The organism is Amedibacillus sp. YH-ame6 (assembly GCF_053848845.1).
Map to the genome: position 1 here is coordinate 45,774 of NZ_JBSPEZ010000010.1, position 19,604 is coordinate 65,377.

The 19,604-nt window shown below is 34.3% G+C and carries 23 protein-coding genes; 20 read left to right on the plus strand and 3 right to left on the minus strand.

Annotation, left to right across the window (positions count from 1 at the left end; translation table 11 throughout):
• Positions 1-399 precede the first annotated feature (399 nt).
• A complete protein-coding gene (locus tag ACWG0P_RS08285; protein WP_455801322.1) occupies positions 400-564 on the minus strand; it encodes a hypothetical protein in 165 nt (54 codons plus the stop codon).
• A 1,000-nt stretch (positions 565-1,564) separates the two neighbouring features.
• Between ACWG0P_RS08285 and ACWG0P_RS08290 the strand changes: the two genes are divergently transcribed.
• Complete coding sequence (locus tag ACWG0P_RS08290) at positions 1,565-3,358, plus strand: MutS-related protein (RefSeq protein ID WP_455801323.1); 1,794 nt, start codon at positions 1,565-1,567, stop codon at positions 3,356-3,358.
• A 41-nt stretch (positions 3,359-3,399) separates the two neighbouring features.
• Here the strand turns inward: ACWG0P_RS08290 and ACWG0P_RS08295 are convergent, their stop codons facing one another.
• Positions 3,400-3,927, minus strand: a complete 528-nt coding sequence (locus ACWG0P_RS08295) for an NUDIX hydrolase (protein ID WP_455801324.1) — start codon at positions 3,925-3,927, stop codon at positions 3,400-3,402.
• Between the two features lie 46 nt (positions 3,928-3,973).
• Positions 3,974-4,696, minus strand: coding sequence for an N-acetylmuramoyl-L-alanine amidase family protein (locus tag ACWG0P_RS08300; RefSeq protein WP_455801325.1), 723 nt, complete (start codon positions 4,694-4,696; stop codon positions 3,974-3,976).
• A gap of 143 nt (positions 4,697-4,839) precedes the next feature.
• On the opposite strand from ACWG0P_RS08300, the gene ACWG0P_RS08305 reads away from it, so the two are divergent.
• The 19 genes from ACWG0P_RS08305 (at position 4,840) to ACWG0P_RS08395 (ending at position 19,603) form a co-directional block, all read left to right on the plus strand.
• Complete coding sequence (locus tag ACWG0P_RS08305; RefSeq protein ID WP_455801326.1) at positions 4,840-5,280, plus strand: SpoVA/SpoVAEb family sporulation membrane protein; 441 nt, start codon at positions 4,840-4,842, stop codon at positions 5,278-5,280.
• Positions 5,281-5,282: 2 nt separating this feature from the next.
• Positions 5,283-6,281: a stage V sporulation protein AD gene (gene spoVAD / locus ACWG0P_RS08310; protein WP_455801327.1), complete on the plus strand. Its 999-nt coding sequence runs from the start codon at positions 5,283-5,285 to the stop codon at positions 6,279-6,281.
• Entirely contained in the window at positions 6,278-6,628 is a 351-nt protein-coding gene (spoVAE, locus tag ACWG0P_RS08315; RefSeq protein ID WP_455791305.1) for a stage V sporulation protein AE, read from the plus strand. The genes spoVAD and spoVAE overlap by 4 nt, the downstream gene beginning before the upstream one ends.
• Positions 6,625-7,986 (plus strand): spore germination protein, encoded by a 1,362-nt coding sequence (locus tag ACWG0P_RS08320; RefSeq protein WP_455801328.1) that lies wholly within the window; start codon positions 6,625-6,627, stop codon positions 7,984-7,986. The genes spoVAE and ACWG0P_RS08320 overlap by 4 nt, the downstream gene beginning before the upstream one ends.
• Positions 7,987-8,024: 38 nt before the next feature.
• Positions 8,025-8,453 carry a GNAT family N-acetyltransferase gene (locus ACWG0P_RS08325; RefSeq protein ID WP_455801329.1) on the plus strand — a complete coding sequence of 143 codons (429 nt, stop codon included), beginning with the start codon at positions 8,025-8,027 and terminating at the stop codon, positions 8,451-8,453.
• A gap of 56 nt (positions 8,454-8,509) precedes the next feature.
• Positions 8,510-9,247 carry a segregation and condensation protein A gene (locus ACWG0P_RS08330; RefSeq protein WP_455801330.1) on the plus strand — a complete coding sequence of 246 codons (738 nt, stop codon included), beginning with the start codon at positions 8,510-8,512 and terminating at the stop codon, positions 9,245-9,247.
• The gene (scpB, locus tag ACWG0P_RS08335; RefSeq protein ID WP_455801331.1) at positions 9,240-9,788 is read left to right on the plus strand and encodes an SMC-Scp complex subunit ScpB; all 549 of its coding nucleotides are present in this window, start codon (positions 9,240-9,242) and stop codon (positions 9,786-9,788) included. The genes ACWG0P_RS08330 and scpB overlap by 8 nt, the downstream gene beginning before the upstream one ends.
• A 516-nt stretch (positions 9,789-10,304) precedes the next feature.
• Entirely contained in the window at positions 10,305-11,306 is a 1,002-nt protein-coding gene (locus tag ACWG0P_RS08340; protein WP_455801332.1) for a D-alanyl-D-alanine carboxypeptidase family protein, read from the plus strand.
• Positions 11,303-11,875: a nucleoside recognition domain-containing protein gene (locus tag ACWG0P_RS08345; protein WP_455791298.1), complete on the plus strand. Its 573-nt coding sequence runs from the start codon at positions 11,303-11,305 to the stop codon at positions 11,873-11,875. Before ACWG0P_RS08340 ends, ACWG0P_RS08345 begins: the two co-directional genes overlap by 4 nt.
• Positions 11,802-12,380, plus strand: coding sequence for a spore maturation protein (locus ACWG0P_RS08350; RefSeq protein ID WP_455801333.1), 579 nt, complete (start codon positions 11,802-11,804; stop codon positions 12,378-12,380). Before ACWG0P_RS08345 ends, ACWG0P_RS08350 begins: the two co-directional genes overlap by 74 nt.
• Positions 12,381-12,392: 12 nt before the next feature.
• Positions 12,393-12,701: a cell division protein SepF gene (locus ACWG0P_RS08355; RefSeq protein ID WP_455801334.1), complete on the plus strand. Its 309-nt coding sequence runs from the start codon at positions 12,393-12,395 to the stop codon at positions 12,699-12,701.
• A gap of 61 nt (positions 12,702-12,762) precedes the next feature.
• On the plus strand, positions 12,763-13,497 hold the full coding sequence (locus tag ACWG0P_RS08360; protein ID WP_455791295.1) for a pseudouridine synthase: 735 nt from the start codon (positions 12,763-12,765) through the stop codon (positions 13,495-13,497).
• Positions 13,498-13,569: 72 nt separating this feature from the next.
• Positions 13,570-14,316 carry a 16S rRNA (uracil(1498)-N(3))-methyltransferase gene (locus ACWG0P_RS08365; RefSeq protein WP_455801335.1) on the plus strand — a complete coding sequence of 249 codons (747 nt, stop codon included), beginning with the start codon at positions 13,570-13,572 and terminating at the stop codon, positions 14,314-14,316.
• Positions 14,313-15,122 (plus strand): hypothetical protein, encoded by an 810-nt coding sequence (locus tag ACWG0P_RS08370; RefSeq protein ID WP_455801336.1) that lies wholly within the window; start codon positions 14,313-14,315, stop codon positions 15,120-15,122. The genes ACWG0P_RS08365 and ACWG0P_RS08370 overlap by 4 nt, the downstream gene beginning before the upstream one ends.
• A 4-nt stretch (positions 15,123-15,126) precedes the next feature.
• Entirely contained in the window at positions 15,127-16,455 is a 1,329-nt protein-coding gene (mtaB, locus tag ACWG0P_RS08375) for a tRNA (N(6)-L-threonylcarbamoyladenosine(37)-C(2))-methylthiotransferase MtaB (protein WP_455801337.1), read from the plus strand.
• Positions 16,433-17,893 (plus strand): UDP-N-acetylmuramoyl-L-alanyl-D-glutamate--2,6-diaminopimelate ligase, encoded by a 1,461-nt coding sequence (locus tag ACWG0P_RS08380; RefSeq protein ID WP_455801338.1) that lies wholly within the window; start codon positions 16,433-16,435, stop codon positions 17,891-17,893. Before mtaB ends, ACWG0P_RS08380 begins: the two co-directional genes overlap by 23 nt.
• Positions 17,894-18,009: 116 nt before the next feature.
• A complete protein-coding gene (gene rpsU, locus ACWG0P_RS08385) occupies positions 18,010-18,189 on the plus strand; it encodes a 30S ribosomal protein S21 (RefSeq protein WP_002609166.1) in 180 nt (59 codons plus the stop codon).
• A gap of 297 nt (positions 18,190-18,486) precedes the next feature.
• Positions 18,487-18,687, plus strand: coding sequence for a YabP/YqfC family sporulation protein (locus tag ACWG0P_RS08390; protein ID WP_455801339.1), 201 nt, complete (start codon positions 18,487-18,489; stop codon positions 18,685-18,687).
• Positions 18,677-19,603: a sporulation protein YqfD gene (locus ACWG0P_RS08395; RefSeq protein WP_455801340.1), complete on the plus strand. Its 927-nt coding sequence runs from the start codon at positions 18,677-18,679 to the stop codon at positions 19,601-19,603. The genes ACWG0P_RS08390 and ACWG0P_RS08395 overlap by 11 nt, the downstream gene beginning before the upstream one ends.
• The last annotated feature ends 1 nt before the right edge of the window (position 19,604 follow it).

Below are 19,604 nucleotides of genomic sequence, written 5' to 3' on the forward strand. Positions count from 1 at the left end.
TATATGTAAAGTATAGGTGTCTTTTTTATGAGTTGTATAATTTACTCTTTACAAACTTATAAAAAATCAAGTGTTTCTAATTTTTTTTGTATGGAGAAATGAGGAATCCAAATATGAAGTTTATAAAAGTGTGTCCATCTTTTTCATTACTTACAGAATTTATTCTATCCATTGTGCATTTATTCAATCAAATCGACTTACTGCTAATTTCAAAAAAAAATTTTTGTTTTAGCTTTTGGTGACAAAAGAACTTCTAAGGAATAATTGATCAAACATTATCTATAAATGCAACTTTAAAAAAAACCAGCATCCAATGCTATGTAGCAAGATGAAGGTTTTATAACTTATCGATTTTAAAGTTTGAAAAAGATTCGTATATTAGCTTAAGAAATATAAATTCTATTTCTTTTCCTTAAGAAGAAGACCAATTATAACCATGACAATGCCAGCTATTAAACCTATCACATCTATAACTGTGCCTTCATATGGCTTTATTATATCATGAACAATGATTGTAACTAGCAAGATGATAATACCTACAAGCATCCATTTTACTGATTGCATATATATTCCTCCATTTTTATAATCGAGCTATCCAGCTCCACAGGAACTTAAAGGCTACCAAATCATTATCTATATTTTACTATATTTTTGAATTTATTGAAAGTACTAAAATGAAAGGTTGTGATTTGAAGTAACTATTCATCGATAGAATATAACCTGTCAAATGGAAAACTCAATTACTTTAAAAAAGTTAGGTGAATTTAAACATTGGTTTTTGAGCGGTCTGCAGAACGTTGTTTCTAAGTGTTATCGTATTACTGTAAGTTCATTATATTCGTACCATGACTTCTAAAGCTATATTGCTTTGAAATAAACAGCTTTTTCTTTCTGTTAGGAATCTACATGTTTTAAGAAACGACAGGGAAAGTTGTCTTAAGATAACAACTTCAGGGAGATATAACAATAAAATCCTCCACATAGGGAGGCACTTATTATTATATAAATCTGAATTATTCATGAAAATTTCAGAATAGCTAAATGTACCTCAAAATAAAGGTTCGATGCTAAATCAAAAGTTTCCCACAATAGAACACATGATAAAGGGGACAGCGAGTGCTGCCCTTTCATCATATAGGCTTTAAGCTTATGGTACATATGCAAAATTGAAGGAAGTTTTTTTTGTCACTAACACCTTGTTTAAATAAAGGTTAAAACTCTGAATCTTAGAATATGCATTGCAAAAATGCAGAGAATTTTTTCTACTATGTCTTACTACCTTTACTACAATTTTCTGATATTCTTTTCTGTAAGTTTTGAATGCATATCATGAAGGATTTTATTTTTGAAAATAGTAGCCACACAAAATGTTAAAGACAGAAATAAATAGCAATACAGAATTTATAGCATAGCCACACCCTCGCACTAATTTATTGCGCCCATTGTTTGAATAAGACAGGAGAAATCCTGTTTTTTTCTAATGAAAACATTAGGAAAGAAGAATGTTGCGTGATATAATGAAACACAAGAAATAAAAGATTAACGTCAAAGGAAGGTGTAGTCAATGAACTGTGAAACCATTCGTACTATAGTAGATAATAAACAAAAACAACTACAATCCATGAAAGTAATTTCTAATAGATATTCTCTTATACGAGCATGTTTGTTGGTAGCAAGTGCTTTTTGTTTGTATTATGGATATGAAAAGAATACTTGGTTCTATATCCTTATGGTAATGGGGATAATTTTGTTTTTTTGGTTTGTAAGACTGCATATGAAACTACGAAAAGAAATAGAATTATTAGAATGTACAATAGATTGCTATGAAGATATTGAAAAGCGTAAGTCAGATGGCTGGAAGTCTTTTCAAGATCAAGGAAGTGAATTCTTATCGGATGCTTATACACAAGCATATGACTTAGATATTTTTGGAAATGCATCTTTGTTTCAATATGTAAGTGTAGCGAAAAGTGTGGCAGGTAGAGCTTATCTTGCGTCTTTATTATCTTGTGCTAAACAAGAAGAACAACAAATCATAAGAAGACAAAACGCAATTAAGGAATTGATTGATCATGAAGAATTTAGTGTGTGTTTAACTTCTTTATTAAAGTTGTTTGAACTGCATGGAAGAAAGAAAAAGAAAGCCTCTTTAGAAGCCTTCTATCAATATATGGAAAGTGAACAAAAGACCTACCCTAGATTTGTTCGCTATCTCATTACGTTGTTTCCACTGCTTACCATAAGTGCTTTGTTGTATGCAATGGTATTAAATGGTTCTTATGTGTATGTCTTAATATGTGGAACATTGTCTATTTCCTTGGCATTATTAAGTGTACTATTTAACACATCTTCTTTTCAAGATGTCAACTACCTAGCAAATACCTTACATGATTATGAACGTATGTTTCAAATGATTTGTCAAAGTGAATTTGTAGGGGATGAGTTACAAGAATTAAAGCGCACACTCCAACAAGCTCCTCATGCAATACGTAAATTACAACATATTATGACTGGAATTCAATTTCGTAATGATGGAATCATGTTTATGTTTATGAATGCATTTTTCTTAATCGACTTTCAATGTGTGAATGCATTGGTAAAGTGGAAGAAAGCGTATGGTTCTAATATACGTCAATGGATGGATGCGTTAGGGAAGTTAGAAGCATATGTATCCTTGGCACAACTGTCTTATGCAAAGGACACTATGTGTTGGCCTCAGTATAGTTCTCAAACAACACCACACATTGAAATGCATTCCTTATATCATCCTCTTCTTGTACAAGATAGTGCAGTTGCGAATGATTTTGATGCGAATAGTAAAACCTATATTATTACGGGTTCCAATATGTCAGGGAAAACAACATTCCTTAGAACCATTGGTTTAAATATGGTGCTTTTCCATGCTGGTGCACAAGTATGTGCAACCTCCTTTCAAGCCAATAGCATGCACGTATTTACATCGATGCGTATCAAAGACGATGTGAGTGAGGGGATATCTACGTTCTATGCAGAGATTCTTCGTATCAAATCGATGATAGAAGAAAGCAAAAGAAAAGAGCCTATGGTTGTGTTAATTGATGAGATATTCAAAGGTACCAATAGTGCCGATCGAATTATTTGTGCTCAAGAAGTGTTAAAGCATTTACATCTACCATGGGTGATTTCATTGGTATCTACGCATGATTTTGAATTATGTACACTTCGTTTTAAAGAAGAAGAAAATGTAGAGAATTATCATTTTGAAGAACATTATGAAGATGGAAAAGTTTGTTTTGATTATTGTATTAAAAAAGATCGTTGTACAACCACCAATGCACAAGCTTTGATGGAAATGGCAGGTATACAGTTTGAACATTAGTAAATCAAGAAGAAAAGCGCTCTAGGGCGCTTTTTGTTAGCTTATAACGTTGTGAAATGAAGTTTTGCGTATTGTATCGCAATGATTGTTTTTGCGTCTGTAATCTCACCAGATTCAACTTTTTGATAGGCTTCTTCTACATCCATCCAAATGATTTCAATATCTTCATCTTCATCCATCGGTAATGGATGTTCTACTTTTATTAGTTCATTGCACCAATATAAATATAATTTCTCATTACAAAATCCAGGGGTTGAATATACTTGCGCTAAAGTGTGCAAGGTATTTGTAGTATAACCACTTTCTTCTTCTAGTTCACGTAATGCACTTTCGTAAGGAACTTCGCCTTGTTCTAGTTTACCTGCAGGGATTTCAATCGTTTCTTCTTGAACTGCGTAACGATATTGTTTCACAAATAATAATTTATCATTTTGTATAGCAAGAATTCCTACACCACCATTATGATGGACAATATCTCGTTGATACGTAGTTCCTTTGATATCCACTTCATCTTTTGTTACTTTGAAGATAACTCCATCATATACGGGAGTGCTTTTCTTTTGTACCATATCGATCACCTCATGGCACCATTATACACAAGATGTGTACAGAATTCTATACGCTCGCTTGAATTCCATCCGCAATCGCTTTTGCGATATTTGCTTGACCTAGTTCACTGGACATATACGCAACATCATCGCTATCGCTCATAAACCCAATTTCTAATAATAAGGCAGGTACACTATTCTTATCTATTACAAAAAGGCTAGAATCACTGGTACTCTTTAATCCGCGATCTTGTGTATAAGAAAGGGAAGTCAGGTTATTGGATATCTCTTGTGCGATGTTTAAGATGGTACTATCACTATAATCTACATAGGTTTCAAAACCATAGGCGCCATCATTATAGTTGTCGCTTGAATTTGTATGTATAGAAATAAAGTAGGCTGCATCTTTGTTTTCTGCAATTGCGACACGAGTACTTAAATCATCAAGATTATCATCACTCCATGATACTTCATCACTTTCTCTTGTATAGATGACATCATATCCTGCTTCTTCTAACAAAGATCCAACTTGTAATGAAATGGAGAGGGTAATATCTTTTTCAAGTATGCCATTTGCACTAATGCTTCCACTGTCATACCCACCATGTCCTGCATCAATCACAATGCGTTTGCTTGTGTCTTCTTGTAGAAGCGTGGATACAGTGTTTGCATTTGTTTCATCATGTGTCGCTATGGACTCAATAATGGAAGTTGAATTCTTGTGTACAATAGGGATCATTAGCATACATAAGAAGATGCATAGACCCAATACGTTTCTTTTCTTTTTCATAAGTTTACCTCTTTTTCAAGTACATAATAACGAATGTATATGATGTGTCTTTGTGTGCTTTGTGAAGTTTTTATGAACGTTTCTACAATTCTCATTCATAGAACATAAGGTAGTGTTCATACTAAATGCGAAGGAGTGATGATATGAATAATAAAAATATAAAGGATACTGCCATGAAACATGCGCCAAAATCACATAAGCTAAAAAACACACTGATTGCTTTTGTGAGTGGTGGTACATTGGCAATTGCGGCACAATTGTTGTTTCTTGTGTACAATGAAGTGTTGAATGTTGATAAGGATTCTGCTGTTTCCATGACGATAGTGACCATTATCATAATTGCATCCTTACTTACAGGATTGGGATTATATGATAAGGCAGCACAAACTTGTGGAGCGGGTTTGTTTGTGCCAATCTCTGGATTTGCGAATAGTTTAACTTCTTGCGCTTTGGAAGGGAAAAGTGAAGGATTGATTTATGGAATCGGTGGAAATATGTTTAAGCTTGCGGGTTCTGTATTGACCTATGGGATAAGTTCGGCATTTGTATTTGGGATGATTCGTTTCTTATTATTTGGTGCGTAATTATGACAACGATAAACTTTAAACATGTATATGTAGACGCAAGAGCGACTGCAGTGGGTCCTCTTGAAAAACAAGGACCACTTGGGGATTTTTATGATTATGATCATGCGGATAATTATTGTGGATGTGAAACGTTTGAAAAAGCAGAACGACATCTTATTTCTGAAGCATGTGATTGTGCAATACGTAAAGCTCAGTTAAAACTAGATGATATTGATTTGGTTGTTGGTGGAGATTTGATCAACCAATTAACAAGTTCTAATTATTTCGCAAAGGATTTAAATATTCCTTTTTTGGGAATGTATGGAGCGTGTTCTAATTCTTCTCTTGTGATTGGACAGGCTGCTTTGTGGGTAGAACATAAACTTGTGAAGCGTACAATGGCATTCACTAGTTCTCATACAGGAAGTGCAGAACGACAATTTCGTTATCCTAATGAATATGGTGTACAAAAGAAAGAAACCACTACCTTAACAGTAACAGGAGCAGGTGCAATTATTTTGTCGAATCAAAAAAGCAAGATTAAAGTCACTGCCTTTACACCTGGTAAGATTGTGGATTGGGGGCATAAAGATGCGAATGACATGGGATTGGCAATGGCTCCGGCTGCGTATGATACGTTGTTAACGCATTTTAAGGATACAAAGCGCTCATTTGAGGATTATGACATCATCGCGACTGGAGATCTATCGAAAATAGGGTATTCTTTTTTGGTGGACTTGTTACAGCAGGATGGTTTTGAACTTAATAACAAACTTCAAGATTGTGGACTTATGATATACGATATTGTAAAACAAGATGTATTTTGTGGAGGAAGTGGATGCGGTTGTAGTATGTGTGTAACAATGACAAAATTATTTGACATGTTGGAAAAGGGTGAGTGTAAACGTATTTTAGTACTTGCGACAGGAGCGCTTTTATCTCCAGTTGCCATTCAACAAAAAGGTACAATACCATGTATTTCTCATGGTGTCGTCTATGAAAGGAATGATGATTTATGATTTTTTTGAATGCATTCATTGTATGTGGTTCCATTTGTGCAATTGGTCAATTCATCTATGACCATAGCAAATGGACGGCAGGTCATATTACATCGTTGTTTGTTGTTATAGGTGCTGGATTAGATGCGTTTGGATTATATGATCGTTTGATAGAATTTGCTGGTATGGGAGCTTCAATTCCAATTACAAGCTTTGGACATTCTTTAATTCATGGAGCACTCGCGAAAGCACAAAGCGATGGAATCTTAGGTATTTTACTTGGTATGTTTGATTTAACTGCTGCGGGTATTACCAGTGCTATCTTGTTCGCATTCCTAATTGCACTTGTGTGCAAACCTAAATCATGAGTACACTTGAACAACGCCTTTTTGAAATCCAACGTAAATTATCAAAATCCTTTGATATTGTATATCGACATTTAACCATTCACAAAGAAGATGCTTATTTAATATTCTTATCATCTTTAACAGATAGCAAACTCATCGCATCCTTGGTAGAAGGGTTTGTGATTACGGCAGGGAATCACTTAACACTAACGTTTTATCCAGGGGCTGTGGATCGTGTAGAAGACGAGACAAAAGCGATTACCAATATGTTGAGTGGTCAATGTATGGTGTTATTAGAAAATAGTCCAACCTATTATTGTATCGAGACGAGAAGTTATCCCTCAAGACAAAGCAGTGAACCAAGTGTTGAAAAAAGTGTTCGAGGTGCTAGGGATGGCTTCGTAGAGAACATTATCTTTAATATAGGTCTTTTACGAAGAAGAATTCGTGATCCAAGACTAACCATCGTGATGAATCGAGAAGGTGTAAAAACACGTACAGATGTTGCGTATGTATACATCGAACATCTAGTAGATCCTGATATACTCGCAGATTTTGAACATCGCTTACATCAATTACCAGAAACAGAGATTTTAAGCGAACGCAACTTATGTGAAGGGTTGTATGGAAAGACATGGAATCCATATCCTCATGTACGCTATAGTGAACGTCCAGATATATGTTCTATTCACTTACTACAAGGCTACTTGATAGTCATCGTGGACAACTCACCATCGGCACTTATTCTACCTACAACTTTTTTTGAACAAACGAAACAAATAGAGGAGTACACACAAACTACACTCGTTGCATTCTTCACTCGTTTTATACGATTGATAGGAATCCTATTTTCTTTGTACCTACTTCCATTATGGGTGGCACTAATTGTAGATAAGAATCCCACCATGTTACACATTCCAATTACAGATGTGAACATGTATGAATTTGGTTTTCAATTGATTTTCGCAGATATCATAGTAGAATGGATTCGCCAATCCTTAATTCATACGCCAACAATGATATCAAGTATCATGAGTTTTGTGGCAGTGTTTGTATTAGGAGATATGGCAATTGGGTTAGGTGCCTATACAGAAGAAGTTTTAATTATGATTGCCTTAAGTAATATAGGGAATTTATTGACTCCTTCTTATGAGCTATCTCTTGCGAATAAAATATTTCGTATAGCAATTACAATATTAACTTTATTTTTTGGGATGAGTGGTTTTTGTATAGGCGTATTACTACATTTGGTTGTCTTATTATCAACCAAAACAATGAAATATCCATATCTATATCCATTGATACCATTTTCCTATAAAGAGTTTAAACGAATGTGGGTAGGGTCTCCAATTAAAATTAAGAAGGACAAAAGTGCGTAAGCACTTTTTCTGTTATAATAGATTCAAGAGGTGATACTATGGAGCTAACTTTAGCATCCTTACAAGATGAACAACTTGCATATGATTTTGTATGCGAACTTGAAGAACAAGCTTTTTCAAGAGAAGTGTTTCATCATGCATGGATAAAATCCATGGGAGATGATACCATTCAACATTATTTTCTAAAGGTAGATAATAATTTTGTAGGATTTTGTAGTTTGCGTCGAATATATCATTTGCATCATTGTGCAAAAGTTGCGCAGATTGAAGAGTTTATCATATGCAAGGGATATCGTCGTCTTGGATATGCTAGTAAGATGTTTTCTTATGTAAAAGAAATAGCATTAAAAGAGAATTGTATTATGATAGAATTATCAAGTTCTAATAAAAGAGTGCAAGCACATGCATTCTATGAATCGCAAGGAATGAAATCTCGACATCTTAAATTCACTTATCTGTTCAAATAAAAAAATCTACTCATTATTAAGAAATTTTGTTATAATACTCTTTGTGAGGTGATGACATGGCATTTACAATTACAATTGATCAGTTTGAAGGACCCTTAGATTTAATGCTTCATTTGATCAAAGATAACAAATTGGATTTGTTTGATTTGGATATGAATCTTCTTACAGAACAGTATCTACAGTACCTTAATGCAATGGAATCCATGCATTTAGAAGTAGCAAGTGAATTTTTGTCTGAATTAGCTGGACTTATTGAATATAAAAGTAAAAAACTATTACCTAGAGAAAAAGTTGAAATTGAAGAAGAATACGAAGAAGATCAACGAGATCGTTTAGTGAAACGTTTGTTAGAGTATCAACGTTTTAAAGAAGTGAGTGCGGAGTTTGAAAAGAGTTATGAAGCACGCCAATTAATGATGGAAAAGCCAATGAGTGAAATCACACAGAAATGGATGAACACAACCATGGAAGGTGACCTAGAGGGGAATCCATACGATTTGATTAAGGCAATGAGCAAAGTTCTTAGAAGAGCGGCGCTTGCGCATCCTTTTGAAACAAAGATGACAGTAAAAGAATTATCACTTGATGAGCGAGTTGTACAAATCAAAAGTAGATTACGCGATTGGGTAGGTAAAATGAATTTTGAAGATTTGTGTACGGATTGTACAGATTTACATATGGTAATCGTAACCTTTTTATCAATTTTGGATTTGATTAAACATAAAGAAATTACCTTTCATATTGATGAAGAAGAAACAATATGGATCATAAGAGGAGAGGTTGTATATGCATAAATTGAAAAGTGTTTTAGAGGGGTTATTATTCTTAAGTGGGGATGAAGGATTGAGTAAAGAGCAGATTCTTGGTTGTATGGATGAAGATGAACAAGTAGAGCACATCGAAGAAACATTGGATGAATTGATGAAAGATTATCTAGAAGATTGTCATGGTATTGAGTTGGTTCGATTTGGTGGGATCTATAAGTTTGTTTCAAAAGAATGTGTTCATGAATATGCAGAACGGTTGTTTAGTTCTACAAAGATGTCTACCTTATCGAATGCAGCTATGGAGACGCTTGCGATTATTGCTTATAAACAACCAATTACACGTGTGGAAATCGAAGAAATACGTGGTGTTGGCTGTGATATGATGGTGCGTAAATTATTAGCACGTAGTTTAATTAAGGAATGTGGTAGAAGCGATGCTCCAGGTAGACCATTCTTATATGAAGTTACTGAAGAATTTATGGATACCTTTAAATTAGAAAGTTTAAAAGAATTGCCTGATTTACCTGATTATCATGAAAACATGGATGAAGAACTATTCGAGGAATAGTTCTTTTTTGTGGAATTAAAAAAAAGGGTGTGAAGGAAGAAAAATATACAAAACATTCCATATTTCTTCTATTTATTCCAAAAGAATTTACACAAGTATTATTTTCTTATATAGTAAGGGTGTAACAAAGGTAATAAGTAGCTTGTAACAGGGAATGTCCATGAAATTGATGAGAGATATGACGTGATCATAAAAAACGTACATATACAAGGTCAAGAACGTAATGGCACCTGTGAAAAGACAAAAGGGAACATGTAGTTAGGAACAAACATTGAGACTTATGCGTACGAAGATCATACAGGACATAAGGAAAATGGATAAGTTCAAAGATGTGGTTAGTACCTTTTGTAGTCGGTTTATCAGGAAAACAACGAGACTGGAAGATGCGAAGAACGTATCAAGAAAGGAAAGTTGTGAAAGAAACTAATGATAAATCGACAAATAGATGAGGAGCACATAATAGATGCTCCTTTTTTTGCATGTTCTATTAAAATAAATCATATACTCCTGTAGGTGATGCAATTGAAAAAAATAATATGTGTGTTGTTGCTGTTTATGTTGCAGATGAGCACTGTCTATGCAGATTCTTATTGTGTTATTTCTGGTAAAGATAACACCGTCATTGATGAGAAAAATATGAATGAACCACAAAGTGTTGCGAGTATTTCTAAAATCATGACTGCAATCATTGCGATTGAACAAGGAAATCTAAAAGATACTTGGGTGTGTGGAGAAGAACTAAAGCAGGCGTATGGTTCATTATTGTATCTAAAAGAAGGAGATAAAGTCTCGTTACAGAGTATGTTATACGGCTTGATGTTGCGAAGTGGAAATGATGCTGCTTTAGAAATTGCTGTACATATCGCAAAGAGTGAAGCGGCATTTGTAAAGTTGATGAATGAGAAGGCACAAAAAATTGGGATGTTAAACACAGTGTTTCACAATGCAAGTGGATTGGATGAACAAGATGGTGGGAACATATCTACTGCTTATGATATGGCTTTATTAATGTCGTATGCGATGAAGAATGATACATTTCGTACCATTACGAGTACGACCTATTATACTAATGAATCTGATTTGCGTTGGAAGAATAAAAATCGTTTATTGTTTGAGTATCCATTTACAAATGGTGGGAAAACAGGGTATACAAAGAAAGCTGGAAGAACACTTGTAACAAGTGCTGCATATCAGGATACTGAAAGTATTGTAGTAACTTTAAAGACGGCTAATGATTTTGAATTTCATAAGGAAAAGCACCAAGAAACATTTTCTCAATATGATACGATTGTATTGCTAAAAAAGGGAACCTATCATTGTGATGGAAGGAAGTTTAAAATAGATCAAGATGTATGTGTAACAGTTAAAAAAGATGGAACTACCAAAATTGAAACAGTGATCCATGTAGAAAAGGGACAATTAATCGTTGAGGTACAAAAGAAGGGTCATGTAGATGTATACACATACAAAGAGAATAAAGATAAAAAATCTTCCTTGTTTGGGAGTGTACATTTATGAATCTAATTTGGTTAATTTTATTATTTGTCACGATATTGTATTGCTTGTTCACCGGGAATGTGAGTATTGTAAATGATGTATTTCTAAATGTTGGTAAAGAAACATTTGATTTTATTATCCCTTTATTGTGCGTGATGGTCTTTTGGAATGGAATCTTATATATTGCTAGAGAAGCTGGAATTATACGTATGATTGAAAAAGTGTTTCATCCATTGTTGAAGAAATTGTTTCCAGATATTGCACATGATGAAGAAACACTTGGGTATGTTGCGACCAATATTGTTGTGAACATGGTTGGTCTTGGTTCTGCAGCAACTCCTGCTGGTTTAAAGGCAATGGATGGAATGCAACGACACAATCAAACAAAAGATACAGCGACTAGATCTATGATTACCTTTTTAGTACTAAATACGGCAGGTGTTACCTTATTGTCTACTACACTTATTGCATTACGTGCCTCTTTTCATTCCTTGGATGTGACTGGATTTATGCCATATGCAATTATATCTACAATGTTTGCTAGTGTTGTTGGATTGGTGGTGGATAGGTGGTGGAATTATCGTGAGTAAAAGCGTTTATATTCTTCCCATCGTAGTATTGATTATCATTGGTGTAGCGATATATAAAAGGGTGAATGCATATCAAGCGTTTATCGCGGGTGTGAAAGATGGCATTGCTTTATTTATGGATGTATTTCCTGCCTTGTTGGCAATGATGTGTGCTATATCGTTGTTAAGGGAAAGTGGATTGATGGAGTTGTTGTGTTCCTTTATTGCACGCTTTGTTCGTGTGATTCCTGCTGAGATATGGCCAATGGTAGTGTTTCGTCCAATTTCAGGGAGTGCATCCTTGGCTGTATTGGTAGATATATTCAAAACAAGTGGGGTGGATTCTTTTGCAGGGAATATGGCAAGCATTATACAAGGTTCTACGGATACTACGGTATATGTGATTACGCTATATTTTTCTAGTGTGGGGATTAAAAAGATTAAAAATGCATTATCCATTGGGTTGATTGCGGATGTTGCAGGTATTACTATGGCAATTTTATTGACGATTATGTTTTTCTCATGAGGAGGAAATAATATGAAAGAAGCAACTCACAAATTATTCACATCTTTTTATAAAGATAAAAGTCTTCAACAAACACAAGATTATATCGTATGTTTCTTTCGTTTTCATAGTTTTGAAGATTGTCCGTGTGCATATGAGGCACTACAAAAAGGGTTTGTGGTCTTTCTTGATTTAACTGGTATGCAAGAAGGAGATATCCTTCGTTTAAAAGATTATATGCAAGGGGTTTGTATATCCTTACATGCGCAAGTAAAAGAAATATGTGAAGACTATATCACATATTTTCCTCAAAGTTATCATCTACAAATCTTCGAAAGTTGAAAATAGTCTTTTACAAATACCCATCCTTCATGTAAAATACATATGAAGAAGAGGTGTCAGTATGGAACGATTACAGAAAGTAATGGCTGCGGCAGGAGTAGCATCACGCAGAAAAAGTGAAACTTTAATCACTGAAGGAAGAGTATGTGTGAATGGTGAAGTCATTACAGAACTTGGATATAAAGTAAAAAAAGGAGATGCGATCACAGTAGATGGCAATCCTATTGAAAAAGAAGTAAAAGTATACTATTTAATGAACAAACCAAAAAAGACGATGTGTACGAGCAATGATGAATTTGGACGTTCTACAGTCGTTGATATGGTGGTAGGTAAAGAAAGAATCTTTACAGTTGGTCGTTTGGATTATGATACGAGTGGAGTATTGCTGTTAACAAATGATGGAGAGTTCGCAAATGAAATCATCCATCCTCGTTATCACCTTCCTAAAGTATATAATTTAACAATCAATGCAGTGTTAAAACCGGAAGATATTAAAAAAATAAAAGCGGGAATTGTACTTGATGATGGCGTAAAAACATTACCTGCAAAATTCAAACTTACAGAAAAAGATATTGCCAAAAATCAGTGTAGTTTTGATTTAACAATCTATGAAGGTAGAAATCGTCAAATCAAACGTATGATGGAAGCTTTAGGCTACGAAGTGAGAAGATTGCATCGTAAAGAACTTGCGTTTCTAACATGTAGTGATTTACGACAAGGAGAATACCGTACACTGAAACCTTTTGAAATAAAAAAATTGCGTGCATTGGCAATGAAAGGTGAAACTATACAATAACGGCAGTCGTTACTGGCTGCTTTTTAAGTTGCAGTTCTAATTGAAATAAGTTATTATTAACGAGGTGATTTTATGCAACAATATTTTATAGAAGAAATCGTGGAACAACAAAAACAAATCCATATGAATGAGGAACAATCTCATCATATCGCACATGTTATGCGTATGCGTGAACATGAACAAATACGCATCGTGGATAAGGATGCCAATATATACTTAGCAAGCGTACATTATGAAGGACGTGATGTTTTCGCATATCTTTTGGAATCGATTGTGGATACTACAAAGAATCCAATTCGTATTACCTTACTTCAAGGGATGATTAAAAAAGAAAAGTGGGATTTTCTTTTACAAAAAAGTGCAGAGCTTGGAGTGGATGAAATTGTTCCTTTCATAAGTTCTCGTACGGTTGTAAAAGCAAAGGAAGAACGCATGGATAAGAAAATGCAACGCTATCAAAAAATCCTTCAGGAGGCTTGTGAACAATGTAAACGTAGTACACTTGTACAATTACAAGAACCTATGGATATGAAGAAAGCTGCTGCTTATACAAGTGATTTGAATCTTATTGCATATGAAGATGCGGATATTCAAAGTGATAAATTATCAACTTTATTGAAACAAAACAAAGAGATTCAAAGTGTAAGCATTGTCATTGGTTGTGAAGGTGGCTTTTCAAAAGAAGAAGTATCTACATTTGAAGCTTTAGGTTATAAACGTGTTTCTTTAGGATCTCGCATTTTACGCGCAGAGACAGCAGCAATTGCCTCTATTCATGCGCTATCCTTCTTTTATGAATTGGAAGGGGAAAACAAATGAAAACAGTATTTGAAATATTAAATAAAAAATACGATAGCACAATAACGAAACGAAAGAATATGAAAAAAACGTGGAAATCTATGATTGAAATGATGGAAGAGCGTTCTATCAAGGTTCCAGGTAATTCGGATACTGATTTCTTTCAATCTGAACTCATTGTACAAAGTATACATATCAAAGAAAAGTTTGAAGAAGTATTCTTGGATACTTATGTGAGTATGCATGATTATTGGTATGATTTAACGTATCAAGAACGTAAGAAACAGATGAATATCGAGATTGACAAATTAAAAAGCGAACTTCCTTTTTTTTCTTATGATTCTCAAGAAATCTATATGCCATGTTTTGATGCTAAATTTAATCATTTATATACCGATGAGATTGTATTATTAGATCTAAAGCAATATCATACATTTATAAGAACCTTTGCTTCGCAAGTGCTTTGTAATGTATATGGTGTATTGCCGTTTCAATATGGCTTTTCAAGTGCACGTGTAATCATACAAAATGAATATGGTTTTGTCTTGTATCATAAGACAGTAAATCGTTTGTACGTATATCATAAGGATACCTTTGTAAAGGCACTATCTTTGTGTCCAGAGAAGTTACCAGAAAATGATGATGTTTTGATTTTGCTAGCAAAGGAACTACTTTTAGATAATGAAGACGAGCTGATTGATATTTTAATGGAGAGTACGTTAGTATCCAAACGTATGATAAAAAAGCTTCATAAGCTTAAAGCGAAGAAACAAAAACGTGTTCAAAAAGAACAGAAAAAGAAAGAAAAGAAAAAGAAGAAGGAGTGATGACATGACTACATTTGCGATTGCTACATTAGGGTGTAAGGTCAATACCTATGAATCTCAAGGGTATGAAAGTGCACTTGTCGAACAAGGGTATCAGCAAGTATCGTTTAAAGAACAAGCCGATATCTATATCATTAACACATGTGCGGTCACGAACACTGCTTCTGCAAAGAGTCGCCAAAAAATTCATCAAGCACATCAACTAAATCCAGATGCATTGATTGTTGCAATCGGGTGTTACGTGCAAAGTGCGAGTGAACAAGTACGCTCAATTGACGGGGTGAAGGTGTTGATTGGTAGTGAAGGGAAGGCGAACTTGGTTTCCTTGATCAAAGAAGCGATGCAAGGACATACACCATCCAATGTGATGAAAGATGTGCGTTCTATCAGCGCATTTGAAGCCTTGCCTATACATAAGTTTGAACATCAAACGCGTGCCTTTTTGAAGATACAAGATGGGTGTAATCAATTTTGTTCCTATTGTATCATTCCTTACGCAAGAGGGGCAGAGCGATCATTAGGTGAAGAAGAAGTGTTAAAGATTGCATCTGATTTAGTGAAGAATGGTCATCAGGAAATTGTTCTTGCGGGAATTCACACGGGACGTTATGGTAATGGAACTGGTAGAGATTTGTTAGATTTATTAAAACGTATGTGTAATGAAGTAGAGGGTTTAGAAAGAATTCGTATTTCATCTATTGAAATGAATGAAATTTCCGATGCACTCATTGAATTTATGAAACACGAAACAAAGATTGCACGTCATTTACATATTCCAATACAATCCGCTAATAATACAGTGTTAAAGAATATGAATCGTCCATATACTATAGAATGGTTTCAACAACGTATACAGTATATTCGTGAAATGTTACCAAATGTTTCTATATCTACCGATGTAATTACAGGCTTTCCTCAGGAGAGTGAGGAAGATTTTGCAGATACACTTAAAAATCTAAAAGAAATAAATTTTAGTTTTCTTCATGTGTTTCCATATTCTAAACGTGACTATACAAAAGCCGCTGATATGAAAGGACATTTGGACAATAAAACAAAGAAAGAACGTGCATCTATACTTGCACAACTATCAAAAGAGTTATATACTGCTTATAAACAAAGTTTTATTGGAAAAGAAGTTTCCGTTTCTTTTGAAAAAGAAGTAGATCAAATGCTGTTTGGTCACAGCAGTGAATACTTAGAAGTGTATGTAGAGGTACAACCGGGGAAGGCACACACGCATGAACTTCATGATGTGAATATTGTATCCTTTCAAGATGATCGCCTATATGCCTGTTTAAAGGAGGATTCTCATGAAATTATCGCAAATGTTTGAACATGCGCCTGATATTGAAATCAAAGGTTTGTGTATTGATTCTAGAAAAGCAAAAGCAGATGAAATCTATTTTTGTATGGATGGCATGGTACATGATGGACATGAATTCATTGAAGATGTAATTGAAAAAGGTGTTAAAGCGATTGTACATGCAAAACCTGTAGAAGAAATGAAGAAGGGAATTGCTTATATTCAAGTAGAGAATGTAAATCGTACATTGAATCGTGTGGCGGCGTTGTTTTATGACAACCCTAGTAAAGATATGACAATGTTTGGAGTAACTGGTACCAATGGGAAAAGTACTATCACAAGTATTATTCGTGATGTGTATTCCAATTTTAAGCCTTGTGGGTATATCGGAACTATCTCTATTAGTTATGGAGATGTAACACTACCACCAAGTTTAACAACTCCAGATCCAATTATGATACATAAATCATTGCATGAGATGAAAGAAGCTGGTATGCAAGCTTGTGCACTTGAAGTAAGTTCTCATGGATTGGAATTAGGTCGTGTTTTGAGTGTCGATTTTGATGTTGCTATTTTTTCGAACTTAACCTATGATCACTTGGATTTTCATGGAACGATTGAAAATTATTTTGAAGCAAAGAAAAAACTGTTTACACAATTAAAAAAAGATGGAGTTGCAATATTAAATATCGATGATCCTTATTACACACAATTGGCTACAGCATGTAATGCTCGCGTGATATCTTATGGGATAGCACATCGTGCAAATTATCGTGCTGATCATATTCGTATTGGTACCAATGGATCTACTTTTACTTTAATTCACGATGATAAAACTTATGAAGTCTCTACCAATCTGGTCGCTATGTATAACATTTACAACCTATTAGGGGCGATTGCGGGGATGTGTGAGAGTGGAATTGCGTTAGAGGAATTAATTCCATATTTGAACTCTTTACATCAGATAGAAGGAAGAATGGAAAGGATTGATGAAGGTCAATTGTTCCATGTAATCGTTGATTTTGCGCATACCCCAGATGGACTTGAAAAAGTATTTGAATATGCGAAAGACATCACAGAAGAAGGACATAGCATCATTGCGGTGTTTGGTTCTGCTGGTAAACGAGATACAAAAAAGAGAAAAGTGTTTGGAGAGATTGCGAGCAAGTACTGTGATAGCATCATCTTAACAGAAGATGATCCAAGAGATGAGGATGCAAGAGAAATTGCAAACGAAATCAAATCAGGAATCGAAAATACGAAGAACATTTTTATAGAAGATCGCTATACAGCCATACGACAAGCAATTGAAAGTGCCAATGTAAACGATACAGTTTTAATTCTTGGAAAGGGAGATGAAACATTCATGTATCGTGAATTTGGTAGAGAACCTTGGTTGGGAGATCACAACGTAGCAAGACGTTGTATACGTAAATATTGCCTTGGAATCGAGGATTTAGAGGACTAAATACGTGATTATACGAAATTTGTGTACGAAATATACATAAATGATATAAATTCTGTTGCATTTTCATATCATTTTCAGTATAATATTATTGCTTGCATCAGAAGGGAGGGTAAATAATGCCGAAAGTAGTACTTAAAGAAAACGAAGTTCTTGACGATGCGTTGCGTAGATTCAAGCGTCAAGTGTCAAGAAATGGTACCCTTGCTGAAGCTCGCAAAAGAGAGTTTTACGTAAAACCTGGCGTTCGTCGTAAATTAAAGTCAGAAGCTGCACGTAAAGCACGTCGTGGGAAATAGTAACTGATAAAAAAAACAAAGAAGTAGATTTGCTGGAATGGTGAATTTGCTTTTTTTTATTTTTTAGAAATTATATTACATAACAATTGTTTAAGATCATTTTCGAGGATGCGAAATTCATGAAATGATGTATCTTTTGTTTTCATCATATTTTTTTGTTCTATATGTAGATATCGTAAAATCTTAACAAAATTATAACAAACAGAAACATAAAATTCATTATAATGTATGCAAGGAGGGACGATAAGTAAGTCATAAAATTTACACTTAAAACGTATTGTGTAAAGAGGTGACTATATGCTTTCCATAGATAAAAACCAGATGATGTTGGAACATTTTGAACATATTCGATATGTTTCAAAAGAACGAATTTGCATTGCGTTAAAAGATGTGGTGATTACCATACAGGGAGATGCTATGCAAGTAATTGCTTTAGGGAAAGATGAAATTCTTATAGAAGGTACCTTTAAAGTGATGGAGTTCGTTTATGAGAAATAAACAAAAGATAGGTTTGGATGAATGGAGAGCGGACATATCTATACAAGAATTTTTACAAATTGTGAAACGAAACGAATTGGAAGTATATGATTTACATGTACATCGTGAGTATATAGAATTTTATAGTGAAGTCTGGCTTCGATATCGAATCCTACATTCTTTTTCAAAGATAGAGCGAGTTAGGACAACTGGTATGCTGGGATATGCAATGCGTTCTTTGCGAAAACCTGCTCGTGTGTTATCTATTATAGTTGCGATTGGAATATGGTTTTTCTTAAGCAATACGATTTTTGCTATTGATATTAAAGGTGAACAAGAGGAAAGTCGTACATTGATTCAAAAGACACTCAAAGATATGGGATATACAACTCCGATCTATCATGTGGATGGAACAAAGATGAAACAAGAATTAAAGAAGCGATTAGAAAACGAAATTGCTTGGTTGGAAGTATCCAAACAGGGAAGTCGATACTTAATTCATTATACTCCAAAAGAATTCGCCTCTATTTCTCAACTTAAAAACGATGAGTTAATCGCAAGAGAAGATGGTGTTATTGCTAGGTTTGAAATATCTCATGGTAACAAAGTGCATAAAGTGAATGACTTTGTACATGCGGGAGATGTTCTAGTATCCAATGTGATGGATGATAGTTTAGGTAAAAAAGAAGAACTTTATGTAGCAGGACGCGTGTATGCTTATACTTGGAAAGATATTACGGTAACGATGGATCAAAATGGTTTGCCCAAAAGTCTACAATATTTTGATTTATTATTGGATGCTAGAGCACTTGTTTCAAAAGACTTTCGCGAAGGAGATTCCATTTATAAAGAAAATATTTTGCAATTCTCTAATGATATGGGTAAAATAAAGATGGTAATACATTACACATTGTATAAAGATATCACCACACCTTAAG